Raw genomic sequence first — 21,256 nt, forward strand, 5'->3', positions numbered from 1 at the left:
GAACCTGATTGTGGGATGGCTATTCGCATCTGCGCGCAGGCCATGTTCGCGCAGGTTGAAATGAAACAACAAGAAGGCAGGATCGCCCAACGTGTTTGTCGACAGTCCCTTTTTGCTCGCCATTCTGGTGTCCGGTGTTATTGCCACGGTCTTGATGCTTGCCCTTTGGCTCGGCCTTGACCGGGCCCTTGCGCGGCGCATGGTGCTGGCTGCGGTTATTCCGGCGGTGGTGGTTGCCGTCCCGGCGGCCATCGGTTTGCCTGCAACCGCCCGGGGCGGTGTGGGGGCAGCACTTCTGATGCTGGTGCTGGGCGGCGTTTGCGGCGCTATCCTTGATTTCGCACATTTGCGTGCGCGCGCTTGCGCGATTGTCGCAATTTTGTTGATGCTGCTTGGCGGCTGGCTGGTTCTGGCGGCCCCGGTTACCGGGCTTTTGTATCATCCGGGCGGCTTGGTGACGCTGGTGTGGATCACCTATATCCTGATCGGTGCGTCCTTTTTGTGGGTGACGCGCCCCAATTTTGAAGAGGACGAAGACCCGGCTGTGACCAAGGGCAGGGGCAAAAAGAACGGCAAATCGGCAAAATCCGCCAAAACATCGACAAAATCTGTTGTTACAAGCGACGAGGATGCGGCGAAACCGGCCCCGGTTGCGACCTTTGTCGCGCTTGCCATCGGGCAGGGGATTATCGCCGCCCAGTTTGGTCTGCACGATCATGTGGTGTTTCAGGCCGGTCTTTCGGTGGCCCTGTTGGTGGCGCTGATTTCCGAAAAGGCCGCCCCGCAATATCGCGCCGCCTTGTGGTTGGCGATCAGTACCGCCCTGATGGCAAGCGCATCGGGTGTGATGCTGGCGGCGCCGGGGGCGACATTTGCAATGGCGGTTCTGGTTCTGGTGGTGTTTGCCGGGTCGGGGGCGGCGCGGATTGCCGCCCATTTTCCTGCCGATATGGGCGCTAATGCTGGTGCGGGCGGTGCGGTTCTGGCGATGCTGGTGCGGGTATCGGTTCTGGCGCTACCAGTGCTTGTGGCGGCACTTGTGGCCTATATCGGGGCGACAATGCAGGCCATTCCGTAAGGAATTCGGCACAAGGCTTGACCAACAGCGCTGATTCTATTCATCTTTGCCTAACTGTTGCACTGTAATCTCGGTTTGTTACGTTATGGAAACTGTGTGCTGAAAGTAGTACAAGGTTCTAATTAACGCGTCGGGCGGGGCGTTTGGGGGACTTAATGACTGATAGTTACAAGGTTTCGACGCCGCCCGTAATAATCATAACCACCGTTCAAGGATATTACCGGTGAAAAGACCTTATATCCTCGTCATCATTGGCGTCCTGCTGATTGTCGCTGCGATCTCGTTGAATTATATGCTGACACAGTCGGCAGATGAAGCCGATACACCGGCAAGAACAACAGCACCGCCCGCCGTGACACCGGATGCCGCAAATACGCCGCAGGTCGCGCCGGAACAAACCGACGCCGCACCCGAAGTTCGCACGCCGAGCTTTGACGTTGTGCGCATTGGACCAGATGGCAATGCCGTGATTGCCGGTCGCGCCGCCCCCAACAGCACCGTGCGCATCCGCGAGGGTGACGAAGTCATTGGGCAGGCAACCGCTGATGAACGCGGGGAATGGGTGGTTTTGCCTGATAAGCCGCTGGCAAGTGGTGACCGGGAATTGTCGCTTGAATCCGAAGACAGCACTGGCGAAGTCTATAAGGGCGATGACAATGTCGTGGTTCTGATCCCTGAAAAACCGGCATCAGGCGAAGCCGCAACGGCCGAACAGTCCGGTGACGCGGCAAAAGACGATGACAAGGCAGAACAGCCGATCATCGCCATGCGCGTCCCCAAGAAAGGTGGTGCCGCGAGCGTCATGCAGGGCCCGGCCCCCGAAGATATGAGCGAAGAAACCGCGCGTGAACTGGCCCAGGCGATGCCGGAAGGGGCGGAAGTTCCCGCAGCAGCGATGCCGCGCCTGTCGATTGATGTTGTCGATTATGACGAACAGGGCCGGGTTGCCATGTCTGGCAAGGCCGATGACGACACCAGCATTCGCGTTTACCTTGACAACAAATTTGTCGGCAGTGCCTCGACCGGGGATGACGGCAACTGGGCCCTGACAATTGGCGAACCGATTGAGCCGGGCCAGTATCAGTTGCGCGCCGATCAGCTTGATGCGTCCGACAAGGTGACCGCACGTGTTGAACTGCCGTTTGAACGTGCCCGCCCGGATCAGATTCTGGAGCCGGGGACACGTTATGTCGTTCAACCGGGCAACAGCCTGTGGCGGATTGCGCGCCGGACCTATGGTGATGGTCTGCAATACTGGGTGATTTACAACCAGAACCGCAAACAGATCCGTGATCCCGACCTGATTTATCCGGGCCAGATTTTTGCGCTTCCGGAAAATGGAACCGCCCAGCAGTAATTGCTGTTCTTTGCGAGGGGCAAAACACATGATAATGGTGTTTTGCCCCTTTTTTTATTCAGGGCCTTTCGGGTTGCGTTGCCCTTTGTCATCACTAGATGCTAAGAACGCGACCAACCGGTAGTATCGATACCGTCATTGTTATACCCATACCCATGGCAACCAGGGAATAAAGACTTTGAAATCTGTTCTTGTGCCGATCAATCCCGAAGGCTGGAAATTCGTTGCGATTTTTGCAGCGATCACCGTGGTTCTGTTTCTGATTGCCGAACCGCTGGGCTGGATCGGTGTGATCCTGACACTCTGGTGTGCTTATTTCTTCCGCGACCCTGACCGTATTACCCCGGTTGACGAAAATCTTGTCATTTCCCCGGCGGATGGCCGCGTCTGCATGATTTCCAAGGCACCACTGCCCAAGGAACTTGAACTGGACGACAAAACACCGCGTACCCGCGTTTCGATTTTCATGAATGTGTTCAACGTTCATGTGAACCGTTGCCCGGTCAATGGTGAAGTCGTTGGCGAGGCCTATGTGCCCGGCAAATTCGTTAATGCCGAACTCGACAAGGCATCGGAAAGCAACGAACGCCAGATCCTTCTGGTGCGTGACAGGGAAGGTCGCGAGTTCGGTGTTGTCCAGATCGCGGGTCTGGTAGCACGTCGTATCCTTTGCGATGTCGGTCGTGGTTCGCAGCTTAAGGCGGGCGAACGTTTCGGCCTGATCCGTTTCGGATCGCGGGTTGACGTTTATCTGCCCGAAGGTGTCGAACCCAAGGTCATCGTTGGCCAGACCACGATTGCGGGTGAAACCATCCTTGCCGATATTGCGGCCAAGGGGGTTGAAGCGGCCGTCGGGGAGATTCGCTAATGGCAGGCGGCATCCGGCAAGATCATCGCCCCCGTCGGTTCAAGGCATTATCGCTCAGCCGTCTGGCGCCGAATGTCGCGACCCTGATGGGGATGTGTGCGGGGCTGACGTCGATCCGTTTTGCGATGCAGGATCGATGGGAAGCCGCGGTTGCCGCCATCCTGATTGCCGGGATCATTGATGGCCTTGACGGTCGTCTGGCCCGGATGCTGAACGCGTCAAGCCGTTTTGGGGCCGAACTTGACAGTCTTTCGGACTTTGTCTGCTTTGGCGTTGCGCCTGCGATGATGCTGTATTTCTGGTCGCTGCATGAATTCGGACCGGTCGGCTGGGCCTTGTCGCTTCTGTTTGCGGTGTGCATGGCGTTGCGTCTGGCACGGTTTAATACCCAGATGCTGGGTGAACCGGAATTACCGACATGGGCTTATCGCTTTTTCACCGGCGTTCCGGCCCCGGCGGCAGCCGCTCTTGCGATGTGGCCGATTGTTCTGACCTTCCAGTTCGGGCGGGGCGTTTTTGACAGCCCCTATATCGTCGCACCATATGGTGTTCTGATTGCCGGACTGATGGTTTCGCGCATGCCGACCTTTTCGTTCAAAAAGGTCAAAATTCCGCGGGCGTGGGTTTTGCCTCTGATGCTGGCATTCGGGGCGTCTGTGGCGTTTCTGGTGTCCTCGCCGTGGTTGACCCTGTCGGTGATTGCCGCGGTCTATTTCGCAACCTTCCCGCTGTCCTATCGGTCCTATCGCCGGATGGGCGTTGAAAACCAGCAGGAAGAAGTCCGAGCCGAGGAAGAAGACGATGACGGTGAACCCGACGACGATCCCGACGAGGGACTTAACAGGGTCCACCAGAACTGATCACACCCGATCAAGACTTTCCCAGGCACCGTTTTTACGGTGCCTGTTTTGTTTTACGGATGTCATTGCATCGCGGATGCAGGGACATCACGCGTTGTTTTGAAATCACGCAGTGTTTCGTTGAAACGGGCACGGTCGGCGTGACCGAGATAATCGACATAATATTCAAGCCACGGCATGTCAGGATTGCTGGCAAGGATGTCATTGATCTTGGTGATCGCACCGATCCCGGTTGATGACCGGTTGCACGCAATGGCAAGATCAAGCAATCGCGGCATTCCCCCGATAGGCAGTGCAACCGTATCGGATGCTTTGCCCTGTGCCCGGCGATGGAACTCGATTTCCACCGGAAAGGCCAGCATCCAGTCGATCCTCCCCATTTCCAGCATCAGAGGAAAACTTGATTGATTGTCGGTGCGCAGAACATTGGGGGAATCAATCGCCTCTGCCAGGATGCGATCAATATCGGGTCCATAAGACCGCGATTTAGCCAGCGCGGTATAGCGCGACGTGTCTCCCAGCAGGGCTTCAAGGTCAATCGTGCCGTCCCCGAACATATAGGGCTTGAATGACACCAGCGCGCTGTCGGGGACGACAACCGACAACGGCAGAAGGGGGGCGACGGTGTTGCTCAGGATGAATTCGCGCGCCCTTTCCGGGGTATTTTGCGTTCCGGGAATACAGACCGTCTGGCCGGTATCGTCGGTCATGCGCATGGCGTCATATGCACTGCGGCGTGGCAGGATTTTCATCAAATGATGATATTCGGGCATACGCTCGATAAACCAGTCCAGCATCTGCGCGCCATAACCATTCAAGCGGTCTTCGACCTTGATGAAGCCCGGCATGTCTGCATCAATCGCCCAAACGATATCGGTTTTGGTTTCAGGGGGTGATGGCCGCACGTCCTGCGCCATCACGCCCGATGGCTTCAAGGCCAGCAATGCCAATAATCCTGCAATCATCAGAGAACTGAAAAGTCGTCTGCCCATGCCAAGTCTTCCGATCGCCAAGATGCGCGGTTCGATGTTTCGATTTGTGCTTATCCAAAGGTGGTGGGTTGGTGGTGAGGATCAATAGCCATACGACAGAAAATTGCGCCATAAATCCCATTGTTATGGAATAATTTCCGGTTTTTGGGGGTTTTGATGATCGGAATGTGCATGGTTTTTCCAGCCCCCTTCATGTCATGTCGGTCACTTTAGGATAGGATGTGTGCGCATTCTGTCACCGGCTAACACGACGCTGATGCTATTTGGTTGGTTGCAGTAACGCTTCGAACTGTTTGGGATCAATGTATTGCGCGCGGGCCGAAAGGAACCATTCGCGGTCCTGGGGGGAAAGCCACGCGGCATAGAAATTTGTCCAAGGCATATCAGGATTGGCATCGACAATCTGGTTGATCCGGGTGATGGCCTGTTGTCCGACTGGTGTTTTGGCGCAACCGATTGTGGCTTCCAGCAGATTGGTGTTACCGCGGATTGGCAATGATTTGATCTGCTGGTGTGGTGTGACATCGCGGCGGTAAAATTCAGCTTCGGACGGAAAATAGAATATCCAGTCGATCCGCCCCATTGCCAGCAACCTTAAAAGTTTGCTGTCGTCGGCCACCGGCATGATTTGCGGGGCTTTGCGATATCGTTCGACATAATTGTCAATCAGCGCCCCGTAGGAGCGCCCGATCCGAAGGGCGGTGGCCATCTCCCGGTTTGCCATCAACTGTGCAAGCTGAATATGACCATCTTCATCCATGAACGGTTTGAAATTCTGCTCGTCCCCGGCGCGGATAACGACTGAAATCGGCAAGTGCAAAAGAATGGTTTTGGCAAAGCTGATATAGTTGCGGCGTTCGTCATTCGGGATCAGGGTGGTACTGCATCGGGCATTGTTGTGCTCGTTTTCCGGGTTGCTGCTATCACGCATTTCTGCCAGAAGCCGTGCCAAGGGGACTTCCTGAATTCTGTGCTGATAATCCCCCAGTCGCGAAATAAACCAGTTCTGGGTATCGGCGGCATATCCCGTCAGTTTACCATCTTCGGAGATGAAGGCGGGCGCAAATGGCGGCACTGTCCAGATCAGTGTGCCTGGCACATCGGCATTGGCCGTTGCTGCCATAAAGGGCAGGGCTAAAAGCCCAGTCAGGCCGGAAATTGCACCACATCCAAGCCGGAACTTCATCCGCAATCCCATGTTCAGTTCCCGAGTTTACAAGGATCGTTATTGTTTTGTCGTCAGGATAGTACCCAACTCATTATCAAATTATGTAAGGAGTCCTATCCGAACGAAGGATTTATCCTATCACTTGGGGCGGTTGTGAAATGCGGTGAGTGCTCCATCGAACTATGTCCTGACGCTCTGGATTTTATGGTGTACCCCCCAAAAAAAAGCGACCGGCCCCCGGTGCGTAGCTGGGGGCCGGTCAAACCGCGCGGCGGGGTCGGGGGGAATGTCGCGCGGTTTTTACTGTTATGTCTGGCGTGGTCGGGATTATGACCTATGGTCGGCAGATTGTGGCGTGCCGCCCTTGCCAAATTTATCCGCCATCCGTGCCTTTAGCTTCCGCCAGCCGATCCCCGCCTTGTGGCGCATCATCAGTGCGCAGGGGGTAAAGACCAGTGTCAGCACGGTGGCAAAGGCCAGACCAAACGCGATGGATGTCGAAAGTTGCACCCACCACTGGGTCGAAGGGGCACCAATCGACATGGAACGTTCGGCAAAGTCGATATTGATCTGTAACACCATCGGTACCAGACCAAGGATCGTGGTAACTGTGGTCAACATCACAGGTCGCAAACGCTGTGCCCCGGTTTGCAGAATCGCGGTTTCGATACTGTCCGCACTGTGTTTGAGCCGGTCGAAAGTATCGATCAGAACGATATTGTTGTTCACCACGATCCCGGCCAGTGCCACAACCCCGATCCCGTTCATAACGATGGAAAACGCTTGTCCCGTGATCATCAGCCCCAGGAAAACACCCGCCGTTGACATGATGATTGCCACCATGATCAGAAGCGAACTTGAGATGCTGTTGAACTGGGTGACCAGAATGACAAACATGATGAACAGCGCAACCGAGAAGGCATTTTTCAGGAAGTCTGCCGACTTTTGCTGCTCTTCATCCTGCCCCTTGAATTCGACCGAAACGCGCGGATCGATATCAAGGTTTTTCATCCATGCCTTGACCTCCTGCACCTTGGTGTCGACCAGGATGCCTTCGGCAACGTCGGCCTTGACGGTCAGGGCGCGGCGGCTGTCAACGCGTGACAATGTCCCGGTTTTGGGTTTTGCGGTGCGTTTGACGAAGTTGGCCAGCGGCACCAGCCCCTTGTCGGTCACGATCTGAAGGCTTTGCAGTTCTTCAAGGGACCTGTGTTCGGCCGGGTAACGACCGACAATGTCGATTTCCTCGGTCGAATCATCCGGGCGATAGGTTGAAAAATTGATCCCGTTGGTCACCAGCTTGATCACATTGCCGATCTGGTTGATGTCCGCCCCGAATTTCAAGGCCTGCGCACGGTCAACCGTGTATTCCCAGTCAATTCCCGGAGGCGATTTGCCGTCTTCGAAATTGTAAAGACCGCCCATCTCCTGCAATCCGGTCATGATTTTGGTCGCGGTTTCATCAAGTGCATCGGGATAAAGCGACCGCAGCTGAATCTGGATATCCTTGCCTTGCGGGGGGCCTGCTTCGGCGGCACGAATTTCGATCTGCAAGCCAGCCAGATCGGCGGTTTCTTCAAGGATGCGATGTTCGATCTCGGTCGCCTTCGGGCGTTTCTGCCAGTCGGCATATTCAAGCTGGATGACACCGATCACGTCTTCGGGGGTGTCGTTGCCGCCGCTGCTTGCACTGCGGCCGGAACGGGCATAGACGGTATCGAACCAGTGTTCGCCTTCATGCTTGGCGTCAAGGCCAAGAATGCGATCCTCAACTTCCTTTAACAACGCATCCTGTTCGTAATAGGACATATTGCCGCGTGCGCGGACCTGAACGGCGGCGACTTCGGGCTCGACCGCCGGGAAGAACTCCACCCCGCGACCAAATATACCAAATGCCGCCCAAACCCCGATCAGGATGACAAATGCCATCGGTACAACCAGCCAGTGGAACCGCAACGAGCCTTTAAGCAGACGGACATAAAAACCTGTTCCGCCCTTAAGATCGCGCAAACGATCCATCCGGCCCGCGGCAACCGCGTCCAATGCCTCGCTTGAGGCAGAGCCGGGCTTGCCAAACCATGCGCCAACCGTGGGCACAAAGATCAGCGCCATTACAAGCGACGCGGACAGGGTAAACAGAACCGTGATCGGCAGGAATTTCATGAATTCGCCGACGATATCGGGCCAGAATGCCAGTGGCAGGAAGGCGGCAAGGGTTGTTGCCGTCGATGCAATGATCGGCATCGCCATGCGTTTGGCTGCTAGCGGATAGGCCTGCTTGCGCGGCAATCCATCAAGCATCTTGCGATCGGCATATTCGGTAACCACGATCGCGCCATCCACCAGCATCCCGACCGCCAGGATCAGACTGAACAGAACCACGATATTGACCGTCATGCCCAGTGCCCAAAGCACAAGGATTGCTGTCAGGAAGGAACCCGGAATGGCAAGGCCCACCAGAAGCCCCGACCGCCAGCCCAGCGACCAGATCACCACCACCATGACTAGCAGGATCGCAAGGATAACACTGTTCTGAAGGTCGGTCAGCATGGTGCGGATATCTGATGATTTATCCTGCGAATAGCTGACCGTGATATTGGGTGGGAAGGATTGAGCCGCTTCGGCGGTGACCGACTTTATGTGGTCAATCACATCAATGATGTTTTCGCCAACACGTTTGGAAACCTCGATCGCGATGGCCGATTGGCCGTTCAGACGGGCAAAGCTTTCGGCATCCTTGAAGGTCCGGCGGACTTCGCCGATATCGCGGAAATGGATCACCGAATCCCCGTCAACGATAAGCGGCATGTCAAGGATGTCATTGACTGTTTCAAACAGGCCGGGAACCTTGATGTTGAAGCGGCCCGATCCGGTATCGATGGCCCCCGCGGCCACCAGCGCGTTCGAATTGCGCACCAGCGATACGATATCAACTCCGTTCAGGCGATAGCTTTCCACTTTCATCGGATCGATGACAAACTCGACCAGTTCTTCGCGGTTGCCGGCAAGATTGGCTTCGAGAACCGCGGGTATACCTTCGATATTGTCTTTCAGGTCGCGTGCCAGACGCAGCAAGGTCCGTTCAGGCACATCACCGGCAAGGGTGACAACCAGAACCGGGAATAGCGACAGGTTGACCTCGTGAACTTCGGGATCGTCGGTATCGGTGGGCAATTCTGACTTGGCAATGTCGACGCGTTCGCGCACATCGGCAAGGGCGTCGTCGATATCAACATCGGAATAGAATTCAAGCGTGACCGAGGCGCCGTCCTGATAGGATTGTGACGTCATTTCCTTCACACCTTCGATGGTGCGAAGTTCCTGTTCCATCGGACGTAGCAAAAGCCGTTCGGCATCTTCGGGCGAAATGCCGTCATGATGCATCGACACATAAAGGACCGGGATCTGCACATCCGGGTCGGCTTCCTTGGGGATCGCGTTGTAACCCACCCAACCGGCTGCCAACAGCAGGATCAGGGTCAGGATAACGGTGCGCGAACGGTCAAGCGCAATATCAATGAGGGACATGTTTCTGTCTCCGGTTCCTCATGCCACGCTTAACGCGCGACCGTTTCCTTGGGGGCGGGGGCCATGTTTTGCAAACCTTCGGGGGTATCGCCGGTTTCAATCCGGCTGACTTCGACCGTTGCGCCTTCCTTGACCCAGTCATGGCCGACCACGATCAGGTCGATCTTTTCCGGAAGGCCGCCAATCCAGATGCCATCTCGGTTTCCTCCCTGAAGTTCGATCGGGTAAAACGCAACCTTGTTGTCATCGACAATGACGCGCACGCCGACCTGACCTTCGTCATTCAGCGTCAGGACCGACGGGGCAACGCGATGCGCCATTTTGGTGCCGATTGGAATTTGCAATTCGGATGTCATGCCATCGGGGATGCCAAGGTCGGTATTATCTATTTCGACTTCGACCCGATAGGTACGTGTCGAATTGTCCGATGCCTGCGACACATAGCGCACGACACCATCGGCCTCGCGCCCATCAAACAGGGTGATATGCGCCAACTGGCCTGTCTGAACGCTGCCGATCGAATGTTCGGGGACATGGGCAACCACCAGCATCGGGTCGGCCTGGATCAGGGTCGCGACCGGATCGTTTACCGACAGAAGATCACCGATTTCAGCCGGGCGGTTTTCCACCACGCCGTCAAACGGGGCGCGAATTTCGGTATGGTTCAGTTCGATCTGTGCCAGTTTCAGGTCCGCCCGCGCTTCTTCCAGCAGGGCCTTGGTTTCTGCGACACCGGTTTTCGAACGGTAATTCTTTTCGGCAAGGCTTTTGGCCGCACTGTTTTCAAGTTCGCGCTGGGCTACAAGGGCACGCGCCTTTTCCACGCGCGCGGCACGGTCTTTAACCGCCAGCTTGACCAGAAGATCACCCTTTTTCACGCGCTGGCCCTTGATTGCGCCGATTTCTTCGACCATGGCATCGATCTGGGCACGGATTTCAACGGAAACCACGGCTTCGGTGCGTCCGGAAATACGCAGGACATCGACATGTTCGACGGCTTCGCTGGTTCTGACACGGACCGATGCATGTGGGGCATGCCCGGCCGAAGGTGACGTGGTCGGCACAGGCGCATCGCCATTTTTCGCGACTTGCGCACCGTCTGCGTTCTCGACCACTGACGTCGGCCCTGTTTCGGCGGAATCGTCCCCGCTTAGTAATCCGGACCCAACCCAAAGTACCGCCCCGACGGCAAGTACGATGGCGATAAGGCGTGAAGCATTCATGGTTCTATTCCCTCAGATATGCCCAAACGGAATGCGTATGGCACTTGATAAAGTGGCGCTTTGTGGTGAACCTTGCGGTTCTTGTTATTCTTGGTTCTGTTGTTATTGTTGTCGGCGGATCAGGCTTTCCTGTCTTTGCGGGTTCGCAATTCCTCGATCAAACCTGATTTGTTTTCGCGGATGAATTTCAGTGTCGCCTCGCACATTGCCTGCCCAAGTCCGGCGACGAAACGGCAACCCGGGGTCGGCTGTCCGTCTTCATCGCGGCCATGGGTAAGCGGACATTTATCCTTTTGCGGATTGTCCGGATCGATATCGAATTTCATCATTTCGTGGCGGGCGGCGAATTCATCGATCAATGCCTCGGTCAGCTCGATGGGCAGTTCCTCGGCAAAGGTCAGCATGAACAGAATATCGGACCGGTAACGATCCTCGCCCGGGCGGGTTTGCAACAATGTGCGCAGAAACGTTCGGCGGCCTTCGCTGGTCAGTTGGTAAACCTTTTTGTCGGGGCGATTTTCCTGTTCGCGTTCGACAAAGGTCACCATCCCGTCCTGGGTCAGCTTGGTCAGCGCCGGATAGATCGAACCCAGAGACGCGATCTGGAAATGGCTGAAAGTGCCATCTTCAAACATTTTGCGTATCTCGTATCCGGTTGCTTCACCACCCATCAGGGCGCCAAGGCACAATGTGCGTACATCCATATTCTGTTCGGTATCCATCCTGTTATGCGTCTCGATCCGATCATCGTTCCGGCGGGGGAAGATGTAGGAACAACTATATCATTTCGATATATATCGATTCTTAGTATATCGGACTGATATAGTCAATTTATTGCACGTTTCGGTTTAATGACGACTGATACGGGTGGTTTGTTACAAAATCGGGCGAGTGTTTTGATTTGGCTGGGGTTAACCGCGCTTATCGTTGAAACAAACTGGCTTAATTTGTCCGGCCGGGCGTCCGGTTGTGCATCGTCGGACGCCGATTGTGTTTGTTCGTGCATATTGAAACGATATAGGACGACATTTCCTCACCCCGGTAAGGGGACAATGCCGGGCACCGATCAAACGGGATAAAGCGCGTTTATGAACGATATATATGACTATCTTGATCTGTTTGTGGCTGTCGCTGGCATCGCGCAGGCAGCATTCCTTTGTCTGCTGTTGCGGTCCGAAGGTGCGCGTGCGCTTCGTGCCAATCGCTGGATGATGCTTTTCCTTGCCGCTGTGGCGTTCAACCTGTTCGAAGATGTCGCAGAGGTTTTCTTTTCGCAGCAAGGCTATCAGGTTGTCGAAATGATATTTATTCCGGCCAATTTCCTGATTGCCCCTGCTGTTTATCTTTACTTCCGCGAAGTTTCGGGCGTGCCGTCACGCCAGCCTTGGGTGCATTTTGTGTTGGCTGGGGTGGTCCTGAATCTCATGGCATGGTCGATCACCAATGGCATGCCCATTTCCGATGATTTTCAACATAGTTTTACTGTTCCTGCCGCCATCAGCAGTTTCTGCTGGTTTGCGATTTTCGCGCAGGCGGGAACTTATGTTTTGCTGATCTGGAAGGTGGCGCATCGGTATTTCCGTCAGGCACAGGAACAGCTCGGCGTGGATCGCAACGCGATGCGCCGCTGGATGGGTGTCATTCTTGGTGGTGTCAGCCTGATCTTCCTGACGGCCCTGATCGGTAAGATTGCCGCATTTTTCTTTGTTGAAGACCTGGCGATGTCGGGAACCGGGGTAGCATTTGTGCTGCTGCTGTTCGCTCTCAGTTATGAAATCGCGACCCAGCCGGTTTTGTTTGTCATGCCCGATTGGCCGGGTGAAGGCGAGGTGGATGAAGAGGACCTGACCCAGCCAGTACAAGGTTCGGCAAACAGTGCTGTTGTTTCGGTGGCTCCTGCTGCGTCTTCTGCAAGGGGGGGCGACGCGGAGCCGATCTCGCGGCCGCTGCTTGACGGTGACGGTGTGGCATCCGCGCTCAGGCGGCTTGACGATATCCGTAAACGCGGTGATTTGCTGCTGGATCCTTTGGTTTCGCTGCCAAAACTCGCCCGTGCGGTGGGGCTTTCGCCCAATCAGTTATCCTATGTTTTAAACCATCATGTCGGGCAGAATTTCTTTGATTATGTCAATGGGGCCAGGATTGAGGAAGCGCGTGCGGTGCTGATTGCCGAGCCGGAGCGGACCATCCTTGATGTGGCGCTCAGTGTTGGTTTCAATTCGAAATCGACCTTTAATCTGGCGTTCAAGAAACTGACCGGGGATACGCCAAGTGCGGTGCGGGCAAATGCGCGAGCAGCGGCAGAAAACAGGCCGTCCGGACTGACACCTGCTGGGCCGGCAGGGCCGGATGAGCAGGGCCGGACGCCGGACGTCGCACAATAGGGCAGGGTCGGCAGGATTTCACAACAGGAACCTGCCGACATGATCCGCCCCAGAAACCATCAAAGCAACCATCAAAGAAACCTTTTCAAGCCCAGCACGAAGACCAGCCATAATACCAGTACCAAACCCAGCGATAGTAATAATGGCCGAAGCACGGTTGCCCGAAAGGGCATCGTCACAAACGTCATCGATGGCCATGATGATGGCCTTCGGAATGTGCAGCATATCCGCAAGCGGACCTTTCGGATCGGCGGCCTTATGATGCTTTTTCTGGTGATGACCGGACCCTAGCCCAGAATGGTCCAGAACAGGAATACCGTCACGGTCAGAAATGAAAGCGACCCGACGGCCATTTTCATAAACTCGATCATCTTGAAGGACATTGATGGCTCCTTTTTTTGCGGGCGCGCGGGATCAGGCGATATCAAAGGGGCTATCGTGGATTGGTCGGGGTGAAACGTGCCTGATAAAGCTCGTTCCCCAAATCATCAAACAGGGCAAAGGCATCTGGTTTTTGCGGCATGCCCGCCCCTTTCAAAAGGTCTTCGGCCTGCGCAATCGCGGCCTCGATATCGGGGGTGACGCAGTCAATCCGGTTTAACCGTGCACGGGCGTCAGAGCCGTCATGCACGCGGAAAAACTCGATCCTGATCTGCATGATTTCATGGCGTCCTGTGATCGGGTTGGGAGGGACGGAAGGCAGGGCCGGGACCGGTGGTCGCATGGCCGGGGGGATCGTCTTCCCCTGCGTCATCTTCGTCGCCGTGGTCGTCCTCTTTGCCAGTTGTGCCGATCATCCGGGCGCGTTCTTCCTCGCGCAGGGGATCGGCATCCAGGACCAGGGCGCTATCAAGAATGACGGGATCAAGAACCAGCACGCGTTCAAAGGTCGTTTTGCCATCGCGTGACCAGACATGCAGGTTGCTCTGAACTTTTTTATAGCTGCGCGTCGCGGCCATCAGATCAAGTTCTTCAAGGGTTTCGACCTCGTAAGTGCCGGCCTGAAACAGCTCGTCATACCCTTCCAGCCGGAACGGATGGAAAAAGGTGACGGTCCGATGCGTGTTGCGGGTGATGGTCATGATCAAGCTCCTTGCGCCTTCGACACAGGAACCAAAACCGACGGAGGGGGCAATCCCCCCGCCTGTTTGTGAAACCGGTTATTGCGGTGGCGCGGATGGCGCGGGGTTAGCGACCGGATTTTCTGCCTGTTTGACGGTTGGCGGACCTTCAAGCGGCGAATGTTCCGGCAGGGCCACCGGCGTATCGACCGGGCGGCCTTCCAGCGGTTCTGCGGGCTTTTGCTTCCCGGACTTCACATGGTTCAGTGAAAAGCTGCGAAAAGACATTTTGTCCTGCTTTCTGTTCAGGAGGGCAAAATAGACCTCCCTATTAGAAATGGTCAGAATGGCGCGCAAAAGCAAATCGCGGGCGGCCGCAACGCCTCGGAAAACCGGCTAATTATCTGATATTGCTTGTCGTCTGCAGGATGATTTATTTTCAATTTATGGTTTATTTTTCATAAATATATGCCCGCATAGCGAATGTGGCGCGGGCTTTGCCGTGCAAGGGGCAGCGGAGAATCACACCCCGCGCAGGTTGCCCCAGACATGGACGTGCCATTGCGGCAGGACGCGGATGTTAAACCAGCCGCGTTCTGACACCTGATCAACCAGCCAGCGGTAGCGTTCCGTAAGGCCGTCTATATCAACGCCGTTAAGGCCGTCCGGGTGCGGTTCGGCGGGGGTGATGTTGACCGGTTGCAGGCAGACCGGGATATCGGGATGGCGTTTGCGGACATGGTCGGCAAACATCAGATCGGCATCGTCGCGGATCGGGAATTTAAGCGTAATCGCCGGGCCGTCAAGCACGCCATTGGCTTGCGCCGCGGTGATGCAGGCGGCAAGGGCATCGGGGTCGAAATCGGTGCTGCTGCTTGGCGGTTTAGGGCTGAGTGTCAGGTAATCAAGATCGGCAAACCAGTCACGCGCGATGCTGCCCTGTGTTTCGATGGCAAAGGTAAAACCATTGCGTTTGCCAAGCGCGATCAGGCCGCCTAGGGGCTGGATCGCCGGGTTACCGCCCGAAAGGGTGACAAGGATCGGCTTGCCACCCGAAAGGGTGCGAACCCGATCCATGACCTCGGCCGCCGTATTCGGTTTCCAGTCGGCGCGAAAGGCCGGATCGACGGCGTAAAGCGTGTCACACCATGAACAGCGAAAATCACATCCTCCGGTGCGGACAAACACCGTCGGCATGCCGATCAGCGCACCTTCGCCCTGTACGGTCGGCCCGAAAATTTCCGATATGCGGATTTTATCAGGTGCCAGAGCCAGTTCCGTCCCGCTCATGGTCGGTATTCCGCCCATGTTTTCGGGGTCTCAGACACCCGCACCGCGCTGACTTCGGGCCAGCGGTCATGCGCCCAGTCGTAAAAGAACAGGGCAAGCCGTTCGGCAGTGGCGTGATCATGGCCAAGGACCTCGTTCAGATGGCGGTGATCAAACTCGTCATCGATCATTTTCTTGAGCGGGGCGAGTTCGCGGTAATCGCGGACAAAGCCGCGCGCATCAAGCTCCGCACCGCGGAGCTCTACCTCGACAATGTAATTATGCCCGTGCAGGCGCGCGCAAGGGTGATCGGCATCAAGCCCGGCCAACTGGTGGCTGGCGGAAAAGGCGAATTGTTTGGTGATGGTGAACATCATAATGGCTTTCGATACGGCGCGCCCGTGCCCGCGATGCGGCGGAGGGTTTGCGGCCGGTTGGTTTTGTCTGGCTAAGTCGGTTGTGTGGGGGGGATATGGACTCCCACACAGTCGGGCATCCACTTAGTTCCCGGAATCCCCAAGGCTACGCGCCATATGTTCGGCCCGTGCCTGTTTCCAGTAATCGCGATCGACATAAACCGTCGGATCGGGCACACGGGCAAGCTCAAGCGCCTCGCGCCGCTCGACACAGGTACCGCATCGCCCGCAATGGGTTTCCCCCCCCTTGTAACAGGACCATGTGCGATCAATCGGAACGCCAAGACGCCCGGCCTCTGCGGCGATATCAGCCTTCGACCCGTGAAGGAACGGTGTGTAAAGCGACACGTCGCGCACACCTTCAAGGGCGTGGTTCTGCATGGTCTGGAACGATTTGATGAAATCGGGACGGCAATCGGGATAGATGAAATGATCCCCGCCATGAACCGCGGCGGCAACGGCATCCGCCCCGGCCGACGCCGCAGCCCCGAACGCAACCGCAAGCATGATGGCATTGCGGTTGGGCACCACGGTGATGCGCATGGTCTCTTCGGCATAATGGCCGTCGGGCACATCGATATCATCAGATGTCAATGACGACCCGGTCAGGAGTGCACCAACCGGCGTCAGATCGACAATGTGATGTTTGACGCCAAGATCGCGTGCGGCACGCGCGGCGTAATCCAGTTCCTTTTTATGGCGTTGGCCATAATCAAACGAAATCAGGGAATGCAGTTTATGCTCGGCCGCGACTTTATGGGCCAGCGTAACGGAATCCAGCCCGCCAGAGCAGACGACAATCGTCTTCATATGTCATGTCTTTCGTGTTTTTAACCTGGTGCTACGACAGGGGAAGGAAACATCCCTTCCAAGGCGCGCGGTTTGACACGAAGATTTTTGGAAATCAAGGGAAAAACGCCGCTTTTGGGGGTGTTCTTACCCCTTAACCCCGGCAAGTACATGAAAACAAATCGGAACCTGAAAATGCCCGTTCGTGACATAAGGACGGAGCGCTTCGAACATCGCGGCGTCAATCGCCCCGCGTTCCGCATCCGTGGCGACGCGTAATTGCGGACCAAACAGCATTTCCATCTGCGGCTTCCAGAATGCCGCGCGTTCCGGGATGCGCCCGGCGGGATTGTGGGTGGTGATTGTGATATCGCCAAACCCGGCGCGGGCCATGCGCGCAGTCGTTGACGTGGGATCGGCAAAACCAAACAGGTCAAGCCCGGTATCGGCAAAACCGGTGCCAAGGATATTGCCCAGAACGGTGTCGATGGCGGCAAATAACGGATTATCGACCAGCGGCGCCCATAACATGAAAGCCGCCCGGCCACCGGTACGCAACACCCGGTTGGCCTCGCCAAGCGCGGCATCGGGATCATGGCAGAACATCACGCCAAATCGGCACGAAATCGCATCCATCGTGCCCGCGCCAAAGGGCAGCTTTTCCATGTCGGCGGCAACCACCGACAGATTGCCAATCCCCTCCTCCCCGGCGCGTTCGGCCAACCCGGCACACATGCCCGGCACGATGTCGGATGCGATCACATGGCCGTGCAGGCCTGCCCCATCCTCACCAGCCAGCATCCGCGCAATCCCGAAGGCCGGTTCCCCAACCCCGGACGCCATATCAAGCACGGTCAATCCACGCTCGTCGGCGGCACGCGCCAAAGTCGGCAGATCGAGTGCGTCGATCAGATGCCGGTTGATCTTCTGTGCTGCGGGCGCGAGTTGATCCGCCCAGTTTAGCCAGTCTGATGATAAGTGGTGCCAGATGTCTTTGTCGTTATCGCTTTTATTCATTCCATCTTCTGTTCGATTGGCATTAGAGTTGCTTAATATTGTTTGTGCAAGTTAAAGTGGAGTTGTAATTTTTGATATTGGGTGAGGGTAAAGGTATGACGGCAGGGCCAAGTATACTTGAGAGTTTTTTGTCTAGAAACTCTGTTGTTGAAGGAACTCACTTACCATTAGCCCATACAACTCGCTCTTACAATCTAGGCAAAATCTCAGAAAGAAATATTATTTCTGCGGGACAATGCGACGTTTTTTTGAATGATAAGCTGAACTATTTTTTTGTTGGAAGGCCGTCTTATAAATATATAGCCCAAGGAGTTGAAGGGGCTCACTGGGAGTTCCCTTCTTGCTTCATTTTTGAATTTGAAAGTATCGGAGATATCAAAAGAATATTTCCTTTTGACTCAGGTGCCTTCAGTAAGGGGATGTATCCAGATTACATAAAAAATATAGAAATAGAAAACTTTATGGCAGGTAACGATAGGTCTTATCCGAGTAAAATTATAGGTGCATTTTTTGAGAGTCCTTTGAAATACTTTATGCTTGAAGCAAAAGAGCAACAAAGATTTGTGGCGGAATATTCTGTAGGTCCACGGGACGCTGAGTTGAGTGCGCTGCATCGGTTGGCAAGCGATAAATCATTGTATGGGATAGACGACCGAAGATTTACAATCGAAGTTCAGAGTCAAGAGGATGTAGATTTAAAAATTAAATCTCCCATCGCTGTTATTTTCCCGCATCAATATCTTTTGGATGATGAGCTTGTGGGGATAATCAAAGATGTTTGGAAATCAAAAATTATAACATACAAAACATATTCGTTAAATTTGGATAATATATACGGAAATATATACTCTAAGGTGGATGATATTTATCAGGGTATGGGGATTTTTTGATGAATTTTCGCCTGTCTTGCTTCTTATCCTTTGTTGAAGATGCCCCAGGTTTTTTGGTTCCGATTTTCTCAGCAAATTCAAGTAATGGATACTATTCTCACTTTTTGAATGAGAAAGGTGTGATTACATCTTTTTTTCAAATTGAAGGAAGTAAATATAATCTGTCGCAGGTTCCAATTTCTGAAATCTGGAAAGAGACTGGGGATTACGGGATTTTTTGTTTTAGAACAGTCTCTGGTGATTTGGTGTATGGGAGCTACGCGGAGGTCTGTGAGAAGCTGAAGGAAGTCGATTTCGCCGAACATGGGGAGCCAATCTCAAACTCAGAGGTTTTTTCATTCCTAGGGGATGTTGAGAATAGAGATAAATCTATCGATGAAGTGAAAGATATAATTGGCTCCGGAGAAATGGCTGATTTCTGGGTGGGGCAAGAGAAGAAAATAGGAATTAATGGTCTTAAATTAGAAACCATACCTAAGAATAGTGCAGAAGAGGAAAAAGGTCTATCAACCTCTGATAGATATGATTTTCTTTGGAATAATCCACGTGCGCGTAACTGGATGACACTTTGGCTGGAGCTTTGGAGTGAAGGCTTTAATCCTGAGGGAATGTCGGCGTTGGGCGTATGGTGGTTACGTCTGGGCAGGTTCTCTGAAGGTGTTGTTCCGATATACAAAGAATTGTTTGGATATGCGCCAGCATTTGAGAAAACTCTCCTGTGTGCGATGGAATGGTTTGCTGAAAATGATACCAATGCTATCGGCTGGATACGAATGTGGTTGACGGTTTGGTTCTTCTGTCCGCAAGACAGATCAGAGCGGGAAGAGCTTGAAGTTTATGGTTCTAAGTTTCTTATGTCTTCCGTGCGATCCGGTGGGAAAATTCGCAATATTGCTGGTTGGGTATCTGTTTGGAAAAAGCTGACAAGAAATAGTGATTTGGTTGACAAAGACCTTTGTGAAGTTGCTTTCGTTGAGGGGCAACGTTACGGGAAAAATAAATTCTATTGGAATGGTGTACTACTACCACTACTAAAAAAATCAAGAACGGATGCTGGTGTCAACGAAGTAATGTTGGATTTCTTAAAGTCTGTGGAAGCAAAAAGCATCTGGTGCCACATTGTGGAGCAATTGATTTCGCTCGGAATCGACCGTGATCGATTTGACGCAACGTTCTTTAATTTGTTAGTGCAAGCTCCCGTTGCAAAATCGAAATGGAAGCAAGTCTGGGAAATTTTAAATCGAGCACGATCAAAATCCGATTTACTTATTCACACTACAGAAGTGGCCCTTGACGCCGGAATAGTGCCGAATGAAAGTGTTCCTTCTGTTCTTATTCGTATGGAAGGTAGCGCGCAGTTTAGTCGGCAGAAATTGGCGCATCACGCATCGGAATGGTTGTCAAATAACGAACTTGAAGATGATTTTGACTATTTTCGGCAGCCCATGATTGCAATTGCCTCGTTAAAATAAAAGAGACCAATTGGATTTTAGCCAATTGGTTCCTTTCTGATTCACTCAATCACCGCACAAGAAATCCTATCTCCCGCATCGCCTGACGGCTGGGATTTATAGTCGTCGGCTCCGGCATGGATGATCACGGTCTTGCCGTGGATGTCGGTTTCGCCGGTGCCATCTTCAAAGCGCACGGCGTTATTGAGGATTTGGGCGTAAAGCGCGCCCTTGTCATTGACATACTGGTTCATCATGTCGCCCGCATGCGGGCCGTCGGCAAATTCGTGGCCGTGGGATTTGTTCATCGGGTTGAAATGGCCGCCGGCGGATTTAAAGCCGCCCTGCGCATCGCATTCGCCGTTTTCATGGATATGAAACGCCACCCACTGACCGGGCGGGAGGTCGGTAAGTGCGATCTTTAGGATCGCGGCATCCGGCACGCCGTTGACCGTCAGCGTCCCGATTTCCGCACCACTTGTATTGATAAAGCGTGACTGGGCTTCCTCGCCCGCCTTGGCATGGCCGGGCAGAAGTGCCATCGCCGCACCAAGGGCAAACAGTGCCGCCGTGGCGGCGGTCGCGAGCGCCATGCGGCGGGTATCATTGGCGGAGATGGGGGCGGGGTTAGCGGTGGCGTTTGATTTGGGGCGGCAGATGTTTTCGCGATGGAACATGGGAAATCCTCTGCTGTTGCGGGCGTTTCTATTGGTGGCTTTGGGCGGCGCGGTGCCGTTTGGGGGCGTGTCGATCTGTCTGTGCCGTGTGCCGGTTTGGGTCGTTTTTGAAAACCTGTCTTCCTAAAACCGGTATGGCCGGGTTTTGTTCCTTAGAATCTTTGGTTGTTTTTAAGTGTTGGCGGGGTTTGGGGCGATTTTGTGGGAGGCATGTGCACCTGTCACAAG

The 21,256-nt window shown here is 54.4% G+C and carries 20 protein-coding genes and 1 pseudogene; 7 read left to right on the forward strand and 14 right to left on the reverse strand.

Annotated features, from left to right (window positions below):
* The first annotated feature begins 91 nt into the window (after positions 1-91).
* The 4 genes and pseudogenes from TH3_RS04280 to pssA all read left to right on the forward strand — a co-directional run bounded on the left by TH3_RS04280 (position 92) and on the right by pssA (position 4,163).
* Complete coding sequence (locus TH3_RS04280) at positions 92-1,078, forward strand: hypothetical protein (RefSeq protein WP_007090519.1); 987 nt, start codon at positions 92-94, stop codon at positions 1,076-1,078.
* A gap of 223 nt (positions 1,079-1,301) precedes the next feature.
* Positions 1,302-2,435: an Ig-like domain-containing protein gene (locus TH3_RS04285; protein ID WP_007090518.1), complete on the forward strand. Its 1,134-nt coding sequence runs from the start codon at positions 1,302-1,304 to the stop codon at positions 2,433-2,435.
* Positions 2,436-2,598: 163 nt separating this feature from the next.
* A pseudogene (locus tag TH3_RS04290) lies at positions 2,599-3,303 on the forward strand (phosphatidylserine decarboxylase); the annotation flags it as partial.
* Positions 3,303-4,163 (forward strand): CDP-diacylglycerol--serine O-phosphatidyltransferase, encoded by an 861-nt coding sequence (gene pssA / locus TH3_RS04295; RefSeq protein ID WP_007090516.1) that lies wholly within the window; start codon positions 3,303-3,305, stop codon positions 4,161-4,163. The pseudogene TH3_RS04290 and the gene pssA, both read left to right, overlap by 1 nt.
* Before the next feature lie 62 nt (positions 4,164-4,225).
* Here the strand turns inward: pssA and TH3_RS04300 are convergent, their stop codons facing one another.
* From TH3_RS04300 to TH3_RS04320, 5 genes are all read right to left on the reverse strand, one after another.
* Positions 4,226-5,155 carry a hypothetical protein gene (locus TH3_RS04300; protein ID WP_007090515.1) on the reverse strand — a complete coding sequence of 310 codons (930 nt, stop codon included), beginning with the start codon at positions 5,153-5,155 and terminating at the stop codon, positions 4,226-4,228.
* 259 nt (positions 5,156-5,414) lie between these two features.
* Complete coding sequence (locus TH3_RS04305; protein WP_007090514.1) at positions 5,415-6,353, reverse strand: transporter substrate-binding domain-containing protein; 939 nt, start codon at positions 6,351-6,353, stop codon at positions 5,415-5,417.
* Between the two features lie 297 nt (positions 6,354-6,650).
* Positions 6,651-9,851: an efflux RND transporter permease subunit gene (locus TH3_RS04310; RefSeq protein WP_007090513.1), complete on the reverse strand. Its 3,201-nt coding sequence runs from the start codon at positions 9,849-9,851 to the stop codon at positions 6,651-6,653.
* A 29-nt stretch (positions 9,852-9,880) separates the two neighbouring features.
* A complete protein-coding gene (locus TH3_RS04315) occupies positions 9,881-11,074 on the reverse strand; it encodes an efflux RND transporter periplasmic adaptor subunit (RefSeq protein WP_007090512.1) in 1,194 nt (397 codons plus the stop codon).
* A 119-nt stretch (positions 11,075-11,193) separates the two neighbouring features.
* Positions 11,194-11,796, reverse strand: coding sequence for a PadR family transcriptional regulator (locus TH3_RS04320; protein WP_007090511.1), 603 nt, complete (start codon positions 11,794-11,796; stop codon positions 11,194-11,196).
* A gap of 366 nt (positions 11,797-12,162) precedes the next feature.
* On the opposite strand from TH3_RS04320, the gene TH3_RS04325 reads away from it, so the two are divergent.
* Positions 12,163-13,458: a helix-turn-helix domain-containing protein gene (locus tag TH3_RS04325; RefSeq protein WP_007090510.1), complete on the forward strand. Its 1,296-nt coding sequence runs from the start codon at positions 12,163-12,165 to the stop codon at positions 13,456-13,458.
* A gap of 18 nt (positions 13,459-13,476) precedes the next feature.
* Here the strand turns inward: TH3_RS04325 and TH3_RS22785 are convergent, their stop codons facing one another.
* From TH3_RS22785 to TH3_RS04365, 8 genes are all read right to left on the reverse strand, one after another.
* Positions 13,477-13,656 (reverse strand): hypothetical protein, encoded by a 180-nt coding sequence (locus tag TH3_RS22785; RefSeq protein WP_149029987.1) that lies wholly within the window; start codon positions 13,654-13,656, stop codon positions 13,477-13,479.
* Between the two features lie 235 nt (positions 13,657-13,891).
* A complete protein-coding gene (locus TH3_RS04335; protein ID WP_007090508.1) occupies positions 13,892-14,116 on the reverse strand; it encodes a hypothetical protein in 225 nt (74 codons plus the stop codon).
* 4 nt (positions 14,117-14,120) lie between these two features.
* The gene (locus tag TH3_RS04340) at positions 14,121-14,540 is read right to left on the reverse strand and encodes a hypothetical protein (protein ID WP_007090507.1); all 420 of its coding nucleotides are present in this window, start codon (positions 14,538-14,540) and stop codon (positions 14,121-14,123) included.
* A gap of 78 nt (positions 14,541-14,618) precedes the next feature.
* Positions 14,619-14,807, reverse strand: coding sequence for a hypothetical protein (locus TH3_RS04345; protein ID WP_007090506.1), 189 nt, complete (start codon positions 14,805-14,807; stop codon positions 14,619-14,621).
* 234 nt (positions 14,808-15,041) lie between these two features.
* On the reverse strand, positions 15,042-15,809 hold the full coding sequence (gene queE, locus TH3_RS04350) for a 7-carboxy-7-deazaguanine synthase QueE (protein ID WP_007090505.1): 768 nt from the start codon (positions 15,807-15,809) through the stop codon (positions 15,042-15,044).
* Positions 15,806-16,165 carry a 6-carboxytetrahydropterin synthase QueD gene (queD, locus tag TH3_RS04355; protein WP_233421838.1) on the reverse strand — a complete coding sequence of 120 codons (360 nt, stop codon included), beginning with the start codon at positions 16,163-16,165 and terminating at the stop codon, positions 15,806-15,808. Before queD ends, queE begins: the two co-directional genes overlap by 4 nt.
* Positions 16,166-16,288: 123 nt before the next feature.
* On the reverse strand, positions 16,289-17,014 hold the full coding sequence (queC, locus tag TH3_RS04360) for a 7-cyano-7-deazaguanine synthase QueC (RefSeq protein WP_007090503.1): 726 nt from the start codon (positions 17,012-17,014) through the stop codon (positions 16,289-16,291).
* Positions 17,015-17,140: 126 nt separating this feature from the next.
* Positions 17,141-18,010 (reverse strand): class I SAM-dependent methyltransferase, encoded by an 870-nt coding sequence (locus TH3_RS04365; protein ID WP_007090502.1) that lies wholly within the window; start codon positions 18,008-18,010, stop codon positions 17,141-17,143.
* A 95-nt stretch (positions 18,011-18,105) separates the two neighbouring features.
* Here TH3_RS04365 and TH3_RS04370 point away from each other — a divergent pair, with 95 nt between their 5' ends.
* Both TH3_RS04370 and TH3_RS04375 read left to right on the forward strand, forming a co-directional pair.
* Positions 18,106-18,900, forward strand: coding sequence for a hypothetical protein (locus TH3_RS04370; RefSeq protein WP_139328250.1), 795 nt, complete (start codon positions 18,106-18,108; stop codon positions 18,898-18,900).
* A complete protein-coding gene (locus TH3_RS04375) occupies positions 18,900-20,372 on the forward strand; it encodes a hypothetical protein (RefSeq protein WP_007090500.1) in 1,473 nt (490 codons plus the stop codon). Before TH3_RS04370 ends, TH3_RS04375 begins: the two co-directional genes overlap by 1 nt.
* Positions 20,373-20,413: 41 nt before the next feature.
* Here TH3_RS04375 and TH3_RS04380 read toward each other — a convergent pair whose 3' ends face one another.
* Positions 20,414-21,028: a superoxide dismutase family protein gene (locus TH3_RS04380; protein WP_007090499.1), complete on the reverse strand. Its 615-nt coding sequence runs from the start codon at positions 21,026-21,028 to the stop codon at positions 20,414-20,416.
* Positions 21,029-21,256: the final 228 nt, after the last annotated feature.

This window comes from Thalassospira xiamenensis M-5 = DSM 17429 (assembly GCF_000300235.2).
GTDB classification, from domain to species: Bacteria; Pseudomonadota; Alphaproteobacteria; order Rhodospirillales; family Thalassospiraceae; genus Thalassospira; species Thalassospira xiamenensis.